12 protein-coding genes are annotated in these 17,955 nt (G+C 43.9%); 5 read left to right on the top strand and 7 right to left on the bottom strand.

The window, feature by feature from the left end; all coding sequences use genetic code 11:
* The first annotated feature begins 334 nt into the window (after positions 1–334).
* A complete protein-coding gene (locus ACIGBM_RS06095) occupies positions 335–5,650 on the top strand; it encodes a YadA-like family protein (RefSeq protein WP_397477104.1) in 5,316 nt (1,771 codons plus the stop codon).
* 171 nt (positions 5,651–5,821) lie between these two features.
* Here the strand turns inward: ACIGBM_RS06095 and ACIGBM_RS06100 are convergent, their stop codons facing one another.
* Both ACIGBM_RS06100 and maiA read right to left on the bottom strand, forming a co-directional pair.
* Positions 5,822–7,000 (bottom strand): hypothetical protein, encoded by a 1,179-nt coding sequence (locus ACIGBM_RS06100; RefSeq protein WP_397477105.1) that lies wholly within the window; start codon positions 6,998–7,000, stop codon positions 5,822–5,824.
* A gap of 339 nt (positions 7,001–7,339) precedes the next feature.
* Positions 7,340–7,990, bottom strand: coding sequence for a maleylacetoacetate isomerase (maiA, locus tag ACIGBM_RS06105; protein ID WP_201567210.1), 651 nt, complete (start codon positions 7,988–7,990; stop codon positions 7,340–7,342).
* 157 nt (positions 7,991–8,147) lie between these two features.
* On the opposite strand from maiA, the gene ACIGBM_RS06110 reads away from it, so the two are divergent.
* On the top strand, positions 8,148–9,005 hold the full coding sequence (locus ACIGBM_RS06110; protein ID WP_397477106.1) for an IclR family transcriptional regulator: 858 nt from the start codon (positions 8,148–8,150) through the stop codon (positions 9,003–9,005).
* A 45-nt stretch (positions 9,006–9,050) separates the two neighbouring features.
* On the opposite strand, the gene dctP is transcribed toward ACIGBM_RS06110, so the two are convergent.
* The 5 genes from dctP to ACIGBM_RS06135 all read right to left on the bottom strand — a co-directional run bounded on the left by dctP (position 9,051) and on the right by ACIGBM_RS06135 (position 14,913).
* Positions 9,051–10,103 carry a TRAP transporter substrate-binding protein DctP gene (gene dctP / locus ACIGBM_RS06115; protein ID WP_397477121.1) on the bottom strand — a complete coding sequence of 351 codons (1,053 nt, stop codon included), beginning with the start codon at positions 10,101–10,103 and terminating at the stop codon, positions 9,051–9,053.
* A 147-nt stretch (positions 10,104–10,250) separates the two neighbouring features.
* The gene (locus ACIGBM_RS06120) at positions 10,251–10,826 is read right to left on the bottom strand and encodes a VOC family protein (protein WP_397477107.1); all 576 of its coding nucleotides are present in this window, start codon (positions 10,824–10,826) and stop codon (positions 10,251–10,253) included.
* A 173-nt stretch (positions 10,827–10,999) separates the two neighbouring features.
* Positions 11,000–12,301, bottom strand: a complete 1,302-nt coding sequence (gene fahA, locus ACIGBM_RS06125; RefSeq protein WP_397477108.1) for a fumarylacetoacetase — start codon at positions 12,299–12,301, stop codon at positions 11,000–11,002.
* Between the two features lie 310 nt (positions 12,302–12,611).
* Positions 12,612–13,808, bottom strand: a complete 1,197-nt coding sequence (locus ACIGBM_RS06130; protein ID WP_114701101.1) for an amino acid aminotransferase — start codon at positions 13,806–13,808, stop codon at positions 12,612–12,614.
* Positions 13,809–13,965: 157 nt separating this feature from the next.
* Positions 13,966–14,913: a LysR family transcriptional regulator gene (locus ACIGBM_RS06135; RefSeq protein ID WP_238052658.1), complete on the bottom strand. Its 948-nt coding sequence runs from the start codon at positions 14,911–14,913 to the stop codon at positions 13,966–13,968.
* A 178-nt stretch (positions 14,914–15,091) separates the two neighbouring features.
* On the opposite strand from ACIGBM_RS06135, the gene hppD reads away from it, so the two are divergent.
* From hppD to ACIGBM_RS06150, 3 genes are all read left to right on the top strand, one after another.
* Positions 15,092–16,192, top strand: coding sequence for a 4-hydroxyphenylpyruvate dioxygenase (gene hppD, locus ACIGBM_RS06140; protein WP_057759888.1), 1,101 nt, complete (start codon positions 15,092–15,094; stop codon positions 16,190–16,192).
* 132 nt (positions 16,193–16,324) lie between these two features.
* The gene (gene phhA / locus ACIGBM_RS06145) at positions 16,325–17,272 is read left to right on the top strand and encodes a phenylalanine 4-monooxygenase (protein ID WP_397477109.1); all 948 of its coding nucleotides are present in this window, start codon (positions 16,325–16,327) and stop codon (positions 17,270–17,272) included.
* A gap of 149 nt (positions 17,273–17,421) precedes the next feature.
* The gene (locus ACIGBM_RS06150) at positions 17,422–17,763 is read left to right on the top strand and encodes a 4a-hydroxytetrahydrobiopterin dehydratase (protein ID WP_397477110.1); all 342 of its coding nucleotides are present in this window, start codon (positions 17,422–17,424) and stop codon (positions 17,761–17,763) included.
* The last annotated feature ends 192 nt before the right edge of the window (positions 17,764–17,955 follow it).

Raw genomic sequence — 17,955 nt, forward strand, 5'->3', positions numbered from 1 at the left:
TGACTCTTTTCAAAACCGACGTAATTTATTATAAATAGACAGAAATTAAAAGTATTTATATTCGTTTATATGAATATAATAGACGAACGGTATAAAAACGCGGATGAACGGTATTGTCTCTCTGTATATATTCGGTAATACTAATATATACAGAGAGTGATAAAGATTATACAAAACAGAACGTCTTATTCCTTAAAGACTACTACAACTATTATTTGAACAAGGTCTCGTTATTATAAGCTTATAACCCGTTTTATTTTGTCACATCGTCTCTCTGACATAGATCTTATCTCTGATTTTTTAAATCTGACAAGTCTGTAAGGGAGTACGCATCATGAACCGCATCTATAAAGTCATCTGGAATGAAGCCCTAAGTTGTTTTACCGCCGTTGGTGAATACGCGAAGGGACGTGGCAAATCTTCCAAATCGAGTGTTAGCTCTAACGCTACCATCAACACAACGCCTAACCTGTCCGTTATCCATACGTTACGTCTGAGCACTATAGCGCTTGGGCTACTAGCTGCTGGCTTTGGCATGCAGGCAAATGCAGATCTTAACTACTCTAATAACACTTATTATACCAACCATCAGACCATGGGTAATGGTCATAGTAACCATGGGAATGGCAACGGAGTTGGACACGATACCCATGGAAACGGCAATGGTTATGGTCACAACGGGAACAACGGGAACAACGGGAACAACGGGAACAACGGGAACAACGGGAACAACGGGAACAACGGGAACAATGGAAACAACGGAAACAACGGAAACAACGGAAACAACGGAAACAACGGAAACAACGGAAACAACGGAAACAACGGAAATAATCATTTGCCTGGTCTAAGATTCGCTGGCGATACAGGTGGTGTTATTACACGTAATCATGGTGAGAAACTCAACGTCAAAGGTGGTGCAACCACAGCATTATCGAACAACAACATCGGTGTTGTTGCAGATGATATGAGTAACACCTTAATCGTCAAACTGGCGAAAAACCTAACCGGTCTTGATAGTGTTACTTTTAATAATGGCGTTGTGATTTCATCAACTGGCATTAATGTTGGCAATAATAAAATCACTAATGTAGCCAATGGTGCTGTTATGGCAGGGAGCAAAGATGCAGTTAATGGCTCGCAACTTCATAGCTTAGCCAGTACGGTTGCGGCTAACAAAACCAAATACTACAGTGTAAATAGCAGCGTCACAGGGGTATTAAGTAACGAAAACAATGATGGTGCAACAGGCTACAATGCGATGGCTATGGGTGGCAATGCCAGTGCATCTGGTAGCCAAACGATAGCCATTGGTAGTGGCGAGAGTGGTCAGCACACGACTGCATCAGGAGAACAATCCATCGCTATTGGTGCAAATGTTGTCTCAAAAGGTAGCTCTTCTATTGCTATCGGTGGTGACGATTTGAATGCTGCATCCGAAGCAAACACCGATGGCACAGCTAATGTTGGCCAAAACAGTGGTAGTGTTAATACGGTGTTTAGATCTTACACTGGTCGAGATCTTGTTGAACCAACACAGTATGATAGGAATACTGAAGCTACAGGTGCAGCCTCCATAGCTATTGGCTCAAAGGCGCTATCTACAGGAGACTTGTCCACCGCTATTGGCGTGCAATCTAGTACAGCAGGTATTGCAGCTTCCGCCTTTGGTATTGGCGCATCAGCGAGCAAGGATGGTTCTGTCTCTCTAGGTGCCGGCGCTCAATCTAATACTCAAGATGGCGTGGCGCTAGGATCACAATCTGTAGCTAACGTTGCAGGTGGTGCGCTTGGGTTTGCTCCATCAAGTGCTAGTGTCATAGATAAAGCAGCTATTACAGCAACTAATAGTACAGGTCTTGGTGCAGTTTCTGTTGGTAGCTCTACTAATGGTACTCGCCAAATTGTAAATGTCGCAGCAGGTACTCAAGACAGTGATGCAGTAAACGTATCTCAATTAAAAGCGTTAGATACTATCGTTGCTGGCATTGACTTCCCTATCCGCTCTAGCAGTACACAGCCATACACCACATCAGTAACAGGTACTGACGCTCTTGCCGTTGGCTCGAATGCCAATGCAAAAGGTAATAATGCAACCGCTGTTGGAGAGAGCGCATTTGCAAACGCAAATGCAACCGTCATCGGTGAAGGCGCAAGATCTTCGTTCAATGGTTTTGCTGGTGGTCAGGAGGCCAAAGCGGGTGTTAATTCAGTGGCGATAGGTCAAAGAGCCACAAACGGAACTGCAAGTCGTGCGGTTGCGATAGGATACGAAGCAAAAGCGACTGCTCAAGACACCATTGCACTTGGTCTTGATGCACGAGCTGAAGCGTTAGGTAGTGTTGCACTAGGTAAGGGTTCTAGAGCAAATGCACTAAACAGTGTCGCTTTAGGTCAAAACTCTATTGCAGCTGTACAAAGCGGTGCATCTTTCTTAACCAATGTTGCGGCTGATGCCAATAACGGCACTGTCTCAGTAGGCGCTGTTGCAAGCGAACGTCGTATCGTTAACGTTGCAGGTGGTTCAGCAGATACGGATGCAGTGAACGTATCTCAGCTAAAAGCTGTTACAGACATTGCTAATAGAGGCTGGGATATCAGTGCACAAGGTGATGCTACCACTGCAAGTACTGTAGGACCTGGCGACTCAGTTGACTTTAATAGCAAAAATAGCAATATCACTGTTTCTAAAGACACTACTAGTAATGATGTCTCGTTCGAACTCAACAACAATTTAGACCTAGGTAATAACGGTAGTGTAAGAATGGGCTCAAGCTCTCCATTCGATTTTGGTGATACAACGACACTTGATCGTTCTGGTCTTAAAACAGGTAACTCATACTTTAGTACTACCGTTGATGGTTTAGGTGTTAGAACGGGGAATAGGTTTGTTAATACAAATGTTAGTAGTTTAGGCGTTGCTGTATCAACGCCATTTTCTAAAACTCTTCTATCTAGTAATGGTCTCAATATTATTGGTGGTCCAAGCGTAACAAAATCTGGTGGTATCAATGCTGCCAACAAAAAGATTATCAATGTTGATGATGGCATACAGGATAAAGATGCTGTCAATGTCAGCCAACTTAAAAGTGCCTCCGCTGCCGCTAAAACAGAGGTCGCCGCAGGTACTAACGTGGCAGGTGTTGTGAAGTCTACAGGTGGTAACGGTCAAGATGTCTATACTGTCAATGCAGATGGTGTGACCGCTTCAGCAGGATCTGCAGCTGTCACAGTCACCGCTGGTGACAAAGACTTAGCAACTAACACGACCGATTACTCTGTTGACTTAAGTGCCGATAGCAAAGCCAGTCTGGTAAAAGCGGACAGTGCCATGCAGACCATTGTTGCTCAAATAGATGGTGTTGATGTTAAAACGCTCAATAAAACGGACAATACGGCTAACTTCCTAACGGGAGATAACATTGTTCTTAGTGCTGAGGATGGTGGTATTAAAATCGCTACAAAAGAAGATGTCACTTTCACTAGTGCTAGCTTTGCTAATAGTACAGTTCGTGTGAGTGGTGCAGGTCTTGATAATGGTGGCAATAGAATCGTCAATGTAGATGATGGTCAGGGAGATACAGATGCCGTCAATGTTAGACAGTTAAATGCAACCAACAATACAGTGGACCTAGGACTGAACTTCACAGGAGATGATACAACCGTTGCCGTCAATCGCAAGTTGGGTCAAGCGTTAACACTCCAAGGAGGCGCGACAGAGTTAACTGAGAACAATATCGGTGTGATCGCTGATGAAGAGGGCAATCTAAATGTTAGATTGGCTGAAGATGTCATGCTTGGTAAAAACGGTAGCGTGAGAATGGAAAGCACAGTGCTTAATAATGCAGGCGTCACCATCACTGATGGTCCTAATCAGACCATTACGTTAAGCAACGAAGGTCTTGATAATGGTAATAATAGAATTATCAAAGTTGATAAGGGAATTGCCCCAACCGATGCCGTAAACTTTGCACAGCTCACTATGACTAATGATGAAATCGCTAAAGGCATCAAAATTGGTGACGGCAATAGTGCCAATGATCAGCAATTTTCGCTAGGCGATACCATCAATGTCACAGGAGATAACAATCTGACTACTGTCGCTTCTGCGACTGGCGTCCAAGTGAAACTGAATAATCAGTTAGACCTCGGAGATAATGGCAGTATACAGATAGGCAATAGCATCATGAGTGATGCAGGCTTTACCTTCGTTGGAAATGGCGTGAATAGAATGGTTTCGCAGGTCTCATTGAGTAGCCGTGGTCTAGACAATGGAGGTAACACCATTCGCAACGTTGGGGAAGGTGTGCTAAATACGGATGCTGTCAATGTTGGGCAGTTAAAAGATGTCGCCATTGCCTTGGATCAAGGTTGGGGCATCACCGCTCAAGGTGATATCGCTACGATGGTAAAACAAGGAGATGCTGTCGACCTTAGCAGTAAAGACGGTAATATCAAGGTATCTAGGAAATCAGTGAGTGATGTGGCTGCTTTCGATAGTAGTCCATCATTGCAAGCTGCAGCCATACCTACCAATGCTAATGATATTAGCTTCGATCTGAACCCGGATATTACTTTGAATAGCGTAACCACTGGTGGTACGGTCATGAATGACGATGGACTGACCATTGCAGGTGGCCCAAGCATCACGAAAATTGGTATTGATGCCGCTAATACCAAAATTACCAACGTTCAAAATGGAGAAGTTTCGGCAGAAAGCCAGGACGCCATAAACGGTGGTCAGCTTTACGCCCAAGGAGCTGGTATCAGTAGTATTATCGGTGGTGACACTGTTTACAATGCCGAAGATGGTACTTTTACCAACAGCGACATTGGTGGAACGGGTGAAAGCAATATCGATGGTGCGATTGCTTCTATCAGACAAGGTACGATTGAAATTAGTGAAAATGTTCAAATTAACACAGAGAGCATTACCACTAATACAACCAATATCGCGACCAATACGACAAATATTGCTACGAATACTAGCAATATCACGACCAATACTACGAATATCGAAACCAATACGGACAAGCTAGATGCTGGACTCAATTTTGGCGCAGACAGTGGTGCCAATATCAGCAAACCAATTGGCGATGGTAGCGTCCTCAGCTTCACTGGTGGTAATAACATCACCACTACAGCAGATGGTAGTAGTATTAAGTTTGATCTAAACGGTAATATCAGCGTTGACAGTGTCACAGTTGGGACAACAATTATCAATAGTGAGGGCATCAGTATGCAAGATGGGCCAAGTATGACGTCTCAAGGTCTATATGCTGGTAACCAACGTATGACTGGTGTCGCCGAGGGGGTCGAAGCAACAGACGCCGTCAATTATAGTCAGCTTAGCGCGCTTGATAGTCGACTCAATAATAATATGAGCGATCTTGGCTACAAAATCGACGAAGTAGAAGACGATGCAAACGCAGGTATTTCAGCCGCGATGGCAATGTCGGCAATGCCTCAGGCTTATATCGCAGGTAAGTCACTGATTGGTGGCGGTGTCGGTACCTATAACGGAGAAAGTGCTGTAGCAATTGGTTTCTCTAAATTATCTAACGACGGTCGCTGGGTCATTAAGGTAAATGGTTCGGCAGATACTCAAGGAAACGTAGGCGGCGCAGTGGGTGCAGGTTTCCATTTTGACTAACAAAACCTCTCAATTGTAGCTATCGGTAGACTATAAAAAAGCAAGACATCTAATGTTTTGCTTTTTTACGGCTTAAAGATAAACAATTGATGCAGCAATAATGTCGATGAATCAAAATAAGCGCTTGTAAATTGTGTCTTACAAGCGCTTATTATTTATAATTAAGGGCTTCTATATTCTGAACATTGCACCATTCGGTTTCAGTCCAACATAGGCCATACCTGCTTGATTCATCCAGTGAGGTTGAATAATGCCATGCTGCAAAATCGCATGAATATCTCTATGCGCCCTTTCTATCTTATGCTTTTTATATAGGGAGGCTGTGCCTGCGACTGCGTAAATTTCAGATACCATGTCACGAGCTTCTCTTGCGCCTTCACAAGAAGCGGCCCATACATCTGCAAGCTGTATATCAGTAAAGGTGTTCTGCTGCTGTGCCTCTTCCCATAGTACCTCGACACTATGATGCAGTTGGGCGCGTTTTGATGCTAGTACTGTTTTACTCTTAGCAATGGTAGCTTGTACCGTTGCACGGTCGCGTAGATCTGGACTCTTACCAGGCGTTACTCTCTCAAGGCACATATCAACTAAGTCATCCATAGCGGCTTTTAATACGCCTAGCGCCATAGCTGCACAGCCAGCAGCATTGATACAACCAATAGGCAGTCGACTGTAGGCAGTATCGACAGCCACAGGACTATCAAAGTCAACTGCATAAGCCTCTTTGACAAAAGCGTCTTTAACAACGATATCGTGGCTACCTGTGCCATTTAGGCCGCCCACATCCCACGTATCAATGATTTTTACATCTTTCTTGGGAATAAAAAATAGCTTTAAATTTGCACCTGGGCCAAGAGTCGTAGGAGAGCCTTCGGAGATAACGAGACAACGTAGCACAAACCAGTCAGCCAATTGGCATCCAGAGACGAGTGTCCATTGTCCTGATACCATATAGCCATTATCTACTGTTTGGGCCACGCCTTCAGGACGTGCGGAATTGGCATAAATATGAGAGGGGTCGCTGTATACTTCTTTCATGCTGGATTCATCCAAAAATCGACCGAATGTACAGGCCAAATGGTTGTTCCAAACGATCCAAGCAACGGAGGCCTCAGCACTGGCCAACGTCTCATAAGTTTTTAGCGTCTCTATTGGGTTGCCTGCCCATCCTCCTAACGATTTAGGCAGCCCCATTCTAAATAATGCAAATTCTGAAAGTTTATTGACTACCACGGGTGCAATTTTTCTAGCGCTTTCTGTTTCATCTCTGAACATGATTGCTGATGCATAAATCTTGTTTGCTGCATCCGATGGTAGAGTGGTTATCTCTGCTGAGGATATATCATTCATATTGTTCAACCTTATTGTGATGAATAAGACAGTACTTTTTTCTACAGCTAATAAAGTACAAATTTGAGCGATGACAAATGCTTATATAAAGAATAACCAACAGCTGCCCACCATACAACCGTTAATATGAATATATTAAAAATTATATTGTAAAAATTGAATAAATAATAATCAATGAGGCAAAGTTAAGCGATAAAGCTAGAGGTTAAGCTGCGAAAATATGAAGGTGTGAAGAATAAAGCTAGACCAAATATTAAGTGTTAATTTTAAGTCACTTAATATTTGGCTGAGAAGATAAATATTCTATAAAGATAGGTATCCTATAAAAACTGTCTTAAATTAGGCATCACGTTTCGGCGCATCAGGCTGCATCATAGGGTCGGCATCTGCAAATGCCTTTAGTGTACGGCAATGAGTATCAATGGCGACGATATTGGGATAAGCGCTCAAATCTACTTTGAAGCGGCGAGCAGAAGAGACTTGCGGAATCAAATAACAATCTGCGAGAGTAGGACTGTCCCCATAGCAGAACTGTCCGCGATTGTTATCCGCCGCCAAACGTGTCTCTAAAGCGGCAAAACCTTCACTGATCCAGCGATTGCACCATGCAATCACATCTTCCTCGTTTACTGACAGCTCATTACGCAGGTACTGCAAAATGCGGCGATTATTAATTGGATGGATGTCGCAACCAATCATGGCACTCAGCGCGCGTACCTGCATACGCCCAGCAGCATCTTTAGGTAATAGTGCGTGCTCAGGGTAGACCTCTTCTAACCACTCCAAGATAGCTGGACTTTGATATAATAATAAATCGTCAGCTTGTAGGACAGGTACTAATCCTTGCGGATTAATGGCTTTAAAGGCAGACTCTAACTGTTCATCCTGAGCCAGATTGATCGTGATATCATCGTAATCCAAGCCTTTTAGGTTCATCGCGATACGAGTGCGGTAAGAAGTGCTACTACGAAAGTAGCCATAAAGTGTCATCATTATTCATGTCCTTATGTAGATGTGTTTCCAAAAAAATAAATATTATGAAGTAGGGGCTGTATCTCAGTGATATTTGATCGGATAAACCCTTATTGAACAGACTACTAACAACCAAAATTAAAAAATAACCAAGCACACCAGAATCGAGCAAATCATGCCAGCAGACAACACCCTTGTAGACAGTTCTATCACCAGTAAAAACCAAAATGGGGTTCAGTCGCTTGAGATTGGGCTGTCGATACTCGATGTGCTGATCGACCGCCATGAGCCTATGATGCTAAAAGATATCGCTGAAGCCATGCAAATGCATCCAGCAAAATCCCATCGTTACTTGGTCAGTCTCATCCGCAAAAACTACGCGCGTAAGCTCGATGATGGTCGCTATGGGCTTGGTGATAGAGTCAATGCGTTGGCATCACTAGGACATACTGGACTCAACCAAAACAATCTTTTGGCACGTCTCACGCAAGTGGCTAATGAAATCAAAGACACCTTAAATTGCGGTGTGCAAATTGCCAAATGGTTTAGCGAAGGCCCTATTATTATTCAGTCCGTTGAGCCAGACAGTCCGATTAGTATCATTACTCGCATTGGCTCACGTATGCCTCTGACGACATCGGCCACAGGGCAGTTATTTGCCAGTTATCAACCTGATGCCGTCATTCAGCCATTGGTCACAGCTGAATGGCATACGAGTAATACCGCCGCAGATATGGCCGAGAAGTGGCAGCACTTTACCCAGCTACAGGCCAAGATTCGTACTCAAGGCTATGCGACAGTGACGGGCGATATGCTCATGGGTATTAACGCCATTACGATTCCTGTAATATTGCCACAGCTTGCCAGTAGCGCTGTTAACCCACCCACGAGTAGTGATAAAATTGTTAACGAAGCGCTACCGCTAGAATATGCTATCACTATCATTGGAACAACAGAGCAATTGCCTATGAGTGAGCAACATAATGTGGTTAAGCAAATACTGGCGATAGCACAGCGTTATCAAATTGCCTAGCCAGTATGTGGTGCTATAAGCTAGGGCGTGCCTTAAATTCATCCTCTAAACCATACAGGCGCTACTGGCCGCTTTTGCTTTTTCGTATACGTTGTCAGCATCTAGGCCAGTCGCATTCACTTCATCAAGGTAATGTTGAGAACCTTCCATTAATGGGCCTCTCCAATCTGGATCATTAAGTGGATCAGGGATATCAATCATAATATCGCCTTTTTCTTTGGCAGCGGCCATTGCTTTGGCATTGCTGACGTCAAATACTTTAGAGATATGCGCTGCCAGCTCTGGGCCAGAATTATCATCAATCACTTTTTTGAGGTCATCAGGCAAGCTGTTATATTTCTCTTTGTTCATGCTAATCACAAAGGTGGAATTATAAAAAGGGATGTTGGTGTGCGTATTGATCAGCTCATCAAGGCGAAACGCTTGAATGGGTTGCCAAGTAAAGCTGAGCCCATCAATGACACCGCGCTGCAGAGAGGTATAGGTATCACTGGCAGGCATGCCGACAGGTGCAGCACCAGTGGCCTCGATAATGTGGCTAGCAACCGCAGAAGGTTGGCGAATACGGAGACCTTTCATATCAGCTGGCGTGCGAATCGGTTTATCAACCGTATGAAGTGCACCTTGTCCAGTGCCTATCAGCGCGAGCAAGTGCGTGTCTTCATACTCGTCTTTAATGATACCGTCATCATATAGCTTATGAAGTATACAGCTCTGCTGCTGTGCGGTATTTGTGATACCAGGCAACTCTACAATTTGCGTTAAAGGAAATCGTCCTGCTGTATATCCTTGTGCTTGCATACCAATATCCACGCTACCTTTCGCCGTAGCGTCATAGGTAGCACCTGGTTTGCTGAGCGTCGCAGAAGGGTAGATCTCAACCTTTAATCGGCCTTTTGAATCGGCTTCAATTTTTTTCGCCCATGGTTCCAATGCTTCGGTGTTTATGTTGTCAGTGGCAGTCATGAAGTGCGAGAACCGCAACGTTGTCACTTCACCTACATCTGTAGACGCGCCTGCTGCTTGGTCGTTATTGGAGCAGCCAGTCATCGCAAGCGAGGCGGCTAAGAGTATTCCTAGCGGGGTTCTTATTTTCATCATAGAATCCTTTCATGATGGTTAGATAGGGTTCGGTATTGTTTACTACCTATTGACACCTAGGGTATATCGTCAATTAGCTACTTTATAATTAAAGCGATGATTAACTGATCATGTAAAAAGGCAGTAAACAGGATTACAGAAGAGTTACTCGCCGACAGGAGCAGTTTCGCGTGCTTCAGCCAACTCATCACTATGCAAAAAATGTGTATGTGCAGGAGCACGCTTGGTACGAGACCATTCATCTAACATGTCTTGCTTGATGGCATCTGTAATCATCGAGACTTTGTCTTCTGAGGTTGGATCGTCATAGGTTAGTTCTAGACGATGACCATTGGGATCAAAGAAGTAAATAGAATGGAATATACCGTGATTGGTTACGCCAATGACATCGATGCCGCCTTGTTCCAAATGCTCTTTGGCAATCAGTAGCTCATTACGGTCTTTAACCTTTAGCGCCAAATGCTGCACCCAATTTGGGGTGTTTGGATCAAAGCCCATTTCAGGTTGGTTGGGTACTTCAAAGAAGGCCAAGACATTGCCACTGCCAGCATTTAAGAAGACGTGCATGTATGGATCAAAGGCTTTGGTTGAAGGCACATGGTCTTCTGCGAATGCCAAAATAAAATCCATGTTTAGATTTTTTTTATACCATTCGACCGTTTCTTTGGCATCTTTGCAGCGGTAAGCCACATGATGGATTTTCTCAATTTGAAAGCTCATATCAAACTCCTTTTGATAAAACGTGTTACTCATTTGGCTGTATTCACATAACGATGAGTAGGTGAATGCGTTTGTCTTACTATCCGCCTGCATGAGAATTTTCACGCCTATTTTGCTATTTCTTTATATATGTTATTTTTAAATACTATTTATTAGTCACTATTTTCCAAATGCTACTTGTCAAAATCAAAGCTCAGCGCTGGTAATACCTTGCCGCGTACTTCACCAAAGCCAACACGGATGCCGTCTTTTTCGCTATAGCCTTTCATAATGACCGTATCACCATCTTCAATAAAGCTGCGCGTCTTACCGCCTTTTAGCGTGACTGGTTTGGTAGCATTCCAAGCAATCTCTAGCATTGAACCATAAGAGTCAGGCGTTGGCCCTGAAATCGTACCTGAGCCCATCATGTCGCCAACTTCGACTTTGCAGCCAGTGATAGTGTGGTGGGTGAGCTGCTGTGCCATTGACCAGTACATGTATTTGAAGTTGGTCTCGCAAATGACCGTCGCTGTTTCCGCATTTTCAGGCAGTAACTCAACTGATAGATTGATATCAAAGCTGTTGTCGCTTGCTTTTTCATTTAAATATGCAAGCGGCTTGGGTTCTTGTATTGGGCAAGCCGTCTTAAACGGAGCCAACGCATCCATGGTGACAATCCAAGGAGAAACCTCGGAGGCAAAGGTCTTAGCATTAAATGGACCTAAAGGCACGTATTCCCATTTTTGGATATCTCGTGCTGACCAGTCATTGAGCAACACCATCCCAAAAATATGATCAGCGGCATCATCTACGGCGATTGGCTGACCGATATGATTACCTTTACCAACGACAAATGCGGTTTCTAGCTCAAAATCCAAGCGCTTACAGGCTGAAAAGATAGGACGCTCATCAGGGCTAGGCTTTAACTGACCGGATGGACGTACGATATCAGTTCCACTAACGATGACGGTGCTGGCACGTCCGTTATAACCAACTGGCATTTCAGTCCAGTTAGGCAATAGGGCGTTGTTTGGATCGCGGAACATGGTGCCGACGTTGGTCGCGTGCTCTTTCGATGAATAGAAATCGGTAAATCCCGGTACTTGCACTGGCAAATGCATGGTGACGTCTGCTTGCTTAAACAGGACTTTGTTCTGTAAGTCTGCATTGTCACGTAACGTGTCATTGCCGCTAGACAGCAGTGTTTGAATAGTCGTGCGTGCCTGCGTCCAATTGTCTCGACCTGAATCAATAAAAGCATTTAGCGTGGATTGGTTAAAATAAGGACCACCGTCCAAACTTAATAACCCTTCTGTCTCTAATACAGACAAGTCGAGCACATGCTCACCGATGGCAACGCCTGCACGGCGCTTGTTATCACTGGCAGCGTCTTTAGTTTCGCTAAAAATGCCATAAGGGAGATTGTGAATAGAAAAGTCAGAGTCAGCAGCGACATCGATAAAAGAGGTGAGGGTGCTGTCAGTCGTTGACATGATTTGCTCCTTGCTAATATAAATTATGAATTACGTTATAATTAATCACTTACGTATAATGTAATTTATTGATATATGGATTGCAAGTTTTTTGTGCAATGTCTTTTGTGAAAAGGCTGCTTTGAAAAGTGGTTGTCGTTGTTTTGACTAAACGGTTCTGACTAGATGATTTTAATAAAATAGTTTTGACGAAACAATTTTGATTAAATGCTAGGCAAAAAAAAGGCCGAGCAATCGCTCAGCCTTTCTTATCTACGTTCATTTTTTATAAAGTTACATATTGTGTAATATATTAAGTAACTTGGCTCAATCAGTCTTTTAAGACGTCTGCCATGGCATTGGCCACATAGTCGATGTTGCTGGTATTTAGGCCAGCCACACACATACGTGAGTTAGAAACCATATAGATACCAAACTCGGTCTGTAGGCGTTCGACTTGCTCAGGCGTGAGACCAGTAAAGCTAAACATACCGTTTTGACGAGTGATGTAATCAAAGTTACGGTTAGGGATTTTAGCCTCTAACACTGACTTTAGCTTTAGGCGCATCGCTTTGATACGGTCGCGCATCGCATAAACTTCGCCAACCCATTGCTCATGTAGTGCTTCATCGTTCATGACGATATCGACTACGCGTCCACCATGTGATGGCGGGCTTGAGTAGATACGGCGTACGGTTGCGTTTAGCTGACCGAATACGCGATCGGTCTCGTCTACGGTTGGGCAGACGACTGATAGGCCGCCGACGCGCTCGCCGTATAGTGACAAGTTTTTAGAGAATGAGTTGCTAACAAACAATGGCAGGCCCATCTCAACTGCTTTACGAATAGCGTAAGCGTCGCTGTCCATGTCTTCGCCAAACCCTTGATAAGCGATGTCCATGAATGGAATCAGCTCACGCGCCTTCACGACGTTGAGTACGGTATCCCATTGCGCTTGGGTCAAATCCATACCGGTTGGGTTATGGCAGCATGGGTGTAGCAAAATGACGTCGTTTTTGTTTAATGTCTCAAAAAACGCAATCATTTCATCAAATTTGATGCTGCTGTTGGCTTTGTCGTAGTACGGGTATTTACCAACTTCTACATCAGAGCCTTCAAAGATAGCAATATGGTTGCCCCATGTCGGATCACTCACATAGCACTTAGCTTGTGGGAACCAGTCATGAATAAATTCAGCACCAACTTTCAACGCGCCAGAACCACCGATTGTAGCGATAGTAGCGACCAAGCCGTCTTTTAAAATCTGAGCGTCTTTACCGAACAGTAATTCCTGACAGCCTTTACGGTGGCCTGGAAGACCTGCCATTGGTAGGTATGGACGCGGTGCGATAGGATCAGCAATACGCTCTTCGGCTGTTTTTACACAGTCGAGTACAGGCAATACGCCATTCTCATCATAATAAATACCAATGCCTAAATTGACCTTATTAGGATTGCTATCTGCTGAGTATTTTTCCATAAGACCTAAGATTGGATCACCAGCGTAATAATCGATACGTTCAAACATGCCATTTCCTTATAAAAATATAAATCGAGCAGCCGAAAATCATAGAGCAAATCGCGGCTGAACTCAACACGAGAGTGGGTTATATGCAGCAATTAATAAAATAAATAGCCAAATAGATTGTTTATCCATCTATCAAGCGCATTTGACATGCTATACGTCATTCGCTAGATGATGAGTCAGAGTGATGTAGGTCGTTATAATGAGTCGCAAAATAGGTTTGCAAAAACTGCTTAAAAGCAATGGTCGCCGGAGAGAGCGCCCGTGAAGCACGCTGATAGATAAAAAATTGCCGCATTTTGACTGGTTGAGTGAGTGGTCGCATCAGCAGTCCATTGGCACTGACCCAATCAATAACTTCAGGCATATAGGGCAGACACAGCGTGATACCAAAGCCTTGACGTGTCATCTCAAGCGCGGTAGACATAAAGTTTACCTTGTAGCGGGCTTGTTGAACATGAGCGGAGATAGAGTCGTCGAGCTCTGCGGTTACTTGATCGAGGAACGGACCTTGTAAGGTAATCAGCGGCGTTTCTAATAAATCTTGCCAAGTGATTTCGTCTCTTTGTGCCAACGCATGATTGTCTGGCATAACCACGCAAAAAGGTAGCTGATATAACAAATCAGCCCCGATGTCATCTTCAGTTTCTATAAAACCAAGCTCGGTGCCAACGCCTAAATCGACTTCGATATCTTGGATATGCTTAAGCAAATTCTCGGCTGAACAGTCCAATAGTGAGACGCCGATATTTGGATATTCTTTGGCAAATTGAGCGATGACTGCGGGTAGGGAAGATGCTGCAAACTGTGATACAGCCAAGCGTACCTGACCTTGGGCCAAGCTGGTCAAGCTACTCGCTTCATTTTCAAACAGCTGCATCTCATTCAAGATACGCCGCGCTTGTGGTAGTAGATGCCGTCCTACTGCTGACAGAGACAACTGGCGAGTGGTGCGATCAAACAGCACGATACCGAGGCCAGTCTCTAATTCCTTAATCAATCCACTAACAGCAGACTGAGTCAAATACATCTGTTCGCTGGCACGAGTAAAGCTGCCGTTGTCAGCGACTTTGATAAATGCGGTCAATTGGCGAATGCTGATATTCATAAGTAAACCTGATAAATAAATCATAAAAAACAATTAGTCTTATAAATAAAGCTAATCTAATATAAATACAACGTCAACAATAAAGATTGATTATTAATCGTTTTATAGACTTTTACTATTAATCGACTTTTACTACTCATCGATTTTCTATTACCAATTGAAATTAAGGATAATTACAATGGCAGATTTATTTGACAACCCAATGGGACTAAATGGATTTGATTTTGTCGAGTTCGCCTCTCCGCAGCCTGATGCAGTCGACGCATTGTTTAAGCAGCTTGGTTTTGCCCATGTCGCCAATCACCGTTCAAAAGACGTTGCTCTGTATCGCCAAGGTGATATCAACCTTATCCTAAACCGCGAACCAAAAAGCCAAGCCAGTTATTTCGTTGAAGAGCATGGCGCTGGTGCTTGTAGCATGGGCTTTCGGGTAAAAGATGCCAAAAAAGCATATGAGCGTGCGGTAGAAATGGGCGCGCAGCCAGTAGATGTGCCAACTGGGGTGATGGAGCTTAGGTTGCCAGCTATCAAAGGCATTGGCGGATCACTAATCTATTTGATTGACCGTTACAAAGATGGCGAATCTATCTATGATGTCGACTTTGAGTTCTTTGCAGATATCGACAGAAACCCTGTCGGCTATGGCTTCAAAGTCATCGATCATTTAACGCACAACGTCTATCGTGGACGCATGGCATACTGGGCAAAATTCTATGAGCGTATCTTTAATTTCCGCGAGATTCGTTACTTTGATATCAAAGGTGAGTACACAGGACTAACCAGTAAAGCCATGACCGCACCCGATGGAAAAATCCGTATTCCACTGAATGAAGAAGCCAAACAGGGCGGTGGTCAAATCGAAGAATACCTAATGCACTTCAATGGCGAAGGTATTCAACATATTGCGCTAGCCAGTGATGACTTGTTTGCCAGCATCGATAAGCTAAAAGCAGCTGGTATTCCGCTTATGACCGCCCCAAATGCTGCTTACTATGAAATGCTGAGCGAGCGCTTACCGAACCATGGTGAAAATGTCGCTGACTTGCAAACGCGCGGTATCTTGTTAGACGGTACGACAGAAGGCGGTGCACCGCGTCTGCTACTACAGATTTTTTCTGAAACTATTTTGGGTAGTCCAGTGTTCTTTGAGTTTATTCAGCGTAAAGGCGATTATGCAGATGGCTTTGGTGAAGGTAACTTTAAAGCGTTGTTTGAGTCGATAGAGCGCGACCAAGTACGTCGCGGCACAGTCGGTCAGCCAGAGACTGAAACGCTATAAAGCTACCTAACGCTTAGCCCAAATCTAACAATTGGACAAGACAAAAGGAGTTTGTGTTGTCCTTAATAGGAGTATTACCTACAAGCACGACAGCAAAGGTAATGCTCTCATTGCGATAAAAGGAATACAGGCATGGAACGCCTATCACAGATAGATTCTCTTAATACTGCCATCGGTACCAATAGCGTTGCGACTAATAAGCAAGGCAACGATGCGTCCAGTCATTCTAACGCGACACATAAAAAACAGCCCTATATCTCACACCAGCCAGATAGCCATGGTCATATTCACTATAGTGATGATGAGCATGCAATGTGGCAAGCGCTGCTGGCACGTCAAGCGGAACAAACGCCCAATCGTGCATGTACTGCATATCTAGAGGGTTTGACTAAGTTGAACTTACCGACGACGCATATCCCGCAGTTGCATGATATTGATGAGGTATTGCAAGCGACCACAGGTTGGCAGACTGCTGCTGTGCCTGCATTAATCAGCTTCGGTAAATTTTTTAAACTGCTCGCCAATAAGTCCTTTCCTGTAGCGACGTTTATTCGTCGATTTGATGACATGGAGTATATTGAAGAGCCTGATATTTTTCATGAAATCGTTGGGCATTGTCCGCTATTGACCCATCCTGCGTTTGCGACATTTAACGAGACGTATGGCAAGCTGGGTCTGAATGCCAGTAAAGAGGAAAGATGGTTTTTGGCAAGGCTTTATTGGTTTACTATTGAGTTTGGATTGGTCGGCAGTCGCGTGGAAAATCGTAGAATCTATGGCGGTGGTATATTGAGCTCGCCATCTGAAACGATCTACGCACTTGATCGGACGCCGCAAGAGCTTTCAATCGCTCAAAATAAGTCGCAATATCAACCTCAGTCTCAACCTGAGCACCGAGCATTTGATTTGCTTGATGTGTTGCGGACGCCTTATCGTATCGATCAGATACAGCCGATCTACTATGTCATTGATGAATTAGATACCTTATTTGATATCGTCAATAGTGACATTATGGGAGCGGTCAAAAAAGCTATGTCGCTTGGGCTATTTGAGCCGACTTATCCAGAAAAAGCTCGTTAAAGATATCAATTCAAAATTAAACATGAAAATAAACACTTCAGTGCGGAATATTGAGATAGCAGCAAAGCTATATCAACCTGAACGTACGAGTATTAGAAAATAGCTATCAAAACAACCATTAGAAACAGCCACTATAAAAGGATTTTATTATGACAGCACTATCACAAAACAGCTGCGAAGCTTGCCGCATTGGCGCACCGAAAGTTGAAGAAGCCGAAGCACGAGAACTATTACCGCAAATTCCTGATTGGTCACTAATTGAGGTGGATGGTATTCAACAATTGCAGCGTCAGTATAAATTTAAAAACTTCGTCTCAGCAATGGCATTTGCCAATCAACTGGCAGACATCGCTGAAGCAGAAGGGCATCATCCGGGTATATTGGTAGAGTGGGGTAAGGCTACGGTCACTTGGTGGTCGCATAGTATTAAGGGTTTGCATCGCAATGATTTCGTCATGGCAGCTAAGACCGATGACTTAATCGATAAGTAATAGGTTGCTTTACTAACAAATCACTTTAACCATACTTCTACCATTAAAATCAAACCCAATTTAGTGCCAGTATTTACTGGCATTTTAAGGATGTGTCATGCCACCAAAACCGCTTACATTAATCAGTGCTAAGCTCGCCTTTATCATATCCGCCATCGTCATCGGTATCATGGGCATCACCATGATCGGCTT

Source organism: Psychrobacter sp. NPDC077938, from assembly GCF_044542635.1.
In the GTDB taxonomy this organism is placed as follows: domain Bacteria; phylum Pseudomonadota; class Gammaproteobacteria; order Pseudomonadales; family Moraxellaceae; genus Psychrobacter.

Coding starts and splice junctions, on each gene's coding strand:
- ACIGBM_RS06095 (WP_397477104.1), top strand. CDS start 335: ATGAACCGCATCTATAAAGTCATCTGGAATGAAGCCCTAAGTTGTTTT.
- ACIGBM_RS06100 (WP_397477105.1), bottom strand. CDS start 7,000: ATGAATGATATATCCTCAGCAGAGATAACCACTCTACCATCGGATGCA.
- maiA (WP_201567210.1), bottom strand. CDS start 7,990: ATGACACTTTATGGCTACTTTCGTAGTAGCACTTCTTACCGCACTCGT.
- ACIGBM_RS06110 (WP_397477106.1), top strand. CDS start 8,148: ATGCCAGCAGACAACACCCTTGTAGACAGTTCTATCACCAGTAAAAAC.
- dctP (WP_397477121.1), bottom strand. CDS start 10,103: ATGAAAATAAGAACCCCGCTAGGAATACTCTTAGCCGCCTCGCTTGCG.
- ACIGBM_RS06120 (WP_397477107.1), bottom strand. CDS start 10,826: ATGAGCTTTCAAATTGAGAAAATCCATCATGTGGCTTACCGCTGCAAA.
- fahA (WP_397477108.1), bottom strand. CDS start 12,301: ATGTCAACGACTGACAGCACCCTCACCTCTTTTATCGATGTCGCTGCT.
- ACIGBM_RS06130 (WP_114701101.1), bottom strand. CDS start 13,808: ATGTTTGAACGTATCGATTATTACGCTGGTGATCCAATCTTAGGTCTT.
- ACIGBM_RS06135 (WP_238052658.1), bottom strand. CDS start 14,913: ATGAATATCAGCATTCGCCAATTGACCGCATTTATCAAAGTCGCTGAC.
- hppD (WP_057759888.1), top strand. CDS start 15,092: ATGGCAGATTTATTTGACAACCCAATGGGACTAAATGGATTTGATTTT.
- phhA (WP_397477109.1), top strand. CDS start 16,325: ATGGAACGCCTATCACAGATAGATTCTCTTAATACTGCCATCGGTACC.
- ACIGBM_RS06150 (WP_397477110.1), top strand. CDS start 17,422: ATGACAGCACTATCACAAAACAGCTGCGAAGCTTGCCGCATTGGCGCA.